This window comes from Lactobacillus nasalidis (assembly GCF_016587775.1).
GTDB lineage: Bacteria > Bacillota > Bacilli > Lactobacillales > Lactobacillaceae > Lactobacillus > Lactobacillus nasalidis.
Genome location: NZ_BOCG01000671.1, coordinates 1 through 2225, shown reverse-complemented (window position 1 = coordinate 2225; position 2225 = coordinate 1). Strand labels below are relative to the sequence as shown.

Annotated in this window: 2 protein-coding genes; one reads left to right on the top strand and one right to left on the bottom strand. The window is 56.0% G+C overall.

Annotation, left to right across the window (positions count from 1 at the left end; all coding sequences use genetic code 11):
• On the top strand, positions 1-560 hold a 560-nt coding region (locus lacNas_RS12860), incomplete at its 5' end, for an LVIS_2131 family protein (protein WP_201346927.1).
• A 43-nt stretch (positions 561-603) separates the two neighbouring features.
• Here lacNas_RS12860 and lacNas_RS12855 read toward each other — a convergent pair.
• Positions 604-2115 (bottom strand): O-antigen ligase family protein, encoded by a 1512-nt coding sequence (locus lacNas_RS12855; protein WP_201330717.1) that lies wholly within the window; start codon positions 2113-2115, stop codon positions 604-606.
• Between the last annotated feature and the right edge of the window lie 110 nt (positions 2116-2225).

Sequence of the window (2225 nt, the reverse complement as noted above, 5' to 3'; positions counted from 1 at the left end):
TCGTGCAGAATATCCGCCGCCGGCGGCTGAAAATGATCATCCAGCGGCAGCACAAGTTTGAATGGGGCAACTTTTTGCTCAGCCTGCTGGAAGTCGTCAGCTTCTGCCTGCTGGCCCTGGGCCTGGTCAAGCTCACCTTCTTTGACGACCCGAACCTGACGGACTCCAGCCGGATCACGTCGTCTGTGGCCTACAAGCCCCTGGTTCTGCGGCCCAGCGCCAGCCAGAGCTACTATGTCAAGGTCAAGTCGACCAGAAACAGCGACCTCAGCCAGCAGTACGTCTTCTACATCGAAGGCAAGAAATACACGGTGCCCAGCCACCTGGCCACCATCTCTTATGAGAAGGACCCGATCAACGTGACCGCCTCAGCCCTGCCTTTCAGCAGGAAGGCCTTGAAGCAGGAGGATTCCCGCTACCAGCAGGCCTACGTGGCCATCTACACGGCCAGCTACAAGAACACCGCCATCAACGGCCTGGGCCTGCACGCCGGCCGCCAGGCCAAGCGCTTCTACCTGATCCGGGTGCCGGACAGTTCCTTCATCAGCAAGAACCAATAAAAAATGTCTTCCCTTTCGGGAAGACATTTTTGTTTTGCCTAATTCAGGCTTTTTTCTGTTTTCTGCTGCCTTTGACGTAGGCCAAGATGCCGCCGTCCAGGAAGGCCAAAAGCAGGTTGGAGGTCGGGAAGTCCAGGACGTTGCCGGACATGTAGCTGGCCCCTAAAATCAGGGCGCTGGCAAGCAAGAGGCTGGTCAAATAGAAGGTCCGGCAGGCTTTTTCCTTCAGCCACTCAAAGGCCCCGTAAAGGATGATTGCCGGGTAGCAGATTAGGTAGAGTAAGGCGCCAATGATCCCCAAAGAGTAGTACTGGGCCGTGAAGTCCCGCTCCAGGTTGAAGATGTTGGTCTGCCGCATGTAGCCGATCCCCAGCCACTTGTCCAGGGGATTGTTGTCGTATTTGACCACCTGCTTGAGCATGGCCAGCTCGACCTGCCGGTTGGCCAGGCGGACGCTGGCGGGCTGTTTGAGCAGGTCGATCCAGAACTGCGGGTCGTACTTGTAAGGGTAGGACTTGGTGATGAAGCGCTTGTTTAAGGCATACTTCTTGTAGTATTTGGCCAAAAAGTCCTGCTCAAATTCCTTCAGCTTGGCTGGATCGTTTTTGTACTTGGAAAGGCCCGCCTTCAAGATCGCGTTCTCCTTGTCGATCTTGGCGTCGTGGCTCTTGGCCCAGTAGATCTCGTACTTGTAGCGCTGGACGGCCGGAGAGACCGGGTAGCAGGCCGCCGTGACCCCGGCTAAGGCCAAAAGGGTGATTAAGGCAGGCTTAGAGAAGGTAGAATTTTTCAAAAGGAAGGAATGAACCAGCCAGGCAAGCAAACTGATGGCCAGGCTGCCGATCAGGCCGTAGAGGGCGACTTTCGTGCCGACTTCCAGCATGGCCAAAGTCTGGCTGAGGGCCAACAGGCCGCTCTTCCAGGAGAAATGCTCTAGAAGCAGATAGAAGACGATCGGGGCCAGCATCAAGAGGATGGCGCTCAAGGTGTTGGTGAAGTAGAAGAAGCCCTTGGAGGCGCTGTGGGAGTAGCCGTACAGGGGCCCCATGAACCAGGTGAAGATGTTGCCGGAGATCACGCCCGTTTCGTAAGACTTCAGGGAAATCACGAAGAGGTTGCTCAAGACGATCGTGCCGGTAAAGAGGCCGCTGACCCAGGAGAAGGCCTTCAAGAGGAAGTCCTGGCTGATTTCCAGGCTCTTGGTCACCCAGATCAGGGCCAGGGGCAGGAGCATTCTGAACAGGTAGAAAATTTCCCCGAAATTGGAGTAGCCGTAGTCATTCGGGCTGATGCTTCTAAAAGTCTGCATGTGCCAGAGGTGGGCGATCCCGTAGAGGACCAAGAGGGCCAGGTAGGCCCAGACCCAGGCCGGGGGCAGCTTCTTTTGCCCCCAGATGAGGAGCCCCGCCAGGGCAACGACCCCGGCGATCCGGATGATGGTGGGGATGGTGAAGGGCAGGATGGTCGCCAAGCGTCCCCGGTAGAAGAAGTCCAGGTCCAGGAAGGGCTGGAGGATGATGAACCAGTAGAGCAGGCGTTTCGTTTTTTCTTTCATTTATAGTCAACTCGCTTTCCCTACTATCTTAACAAAAAACTCCGCGGTAAAACCGCGGAGTCTGTTACTTGCTTTTCTTAGCCGGCGCTTTCTTGTCCTTGTCGTCGCTC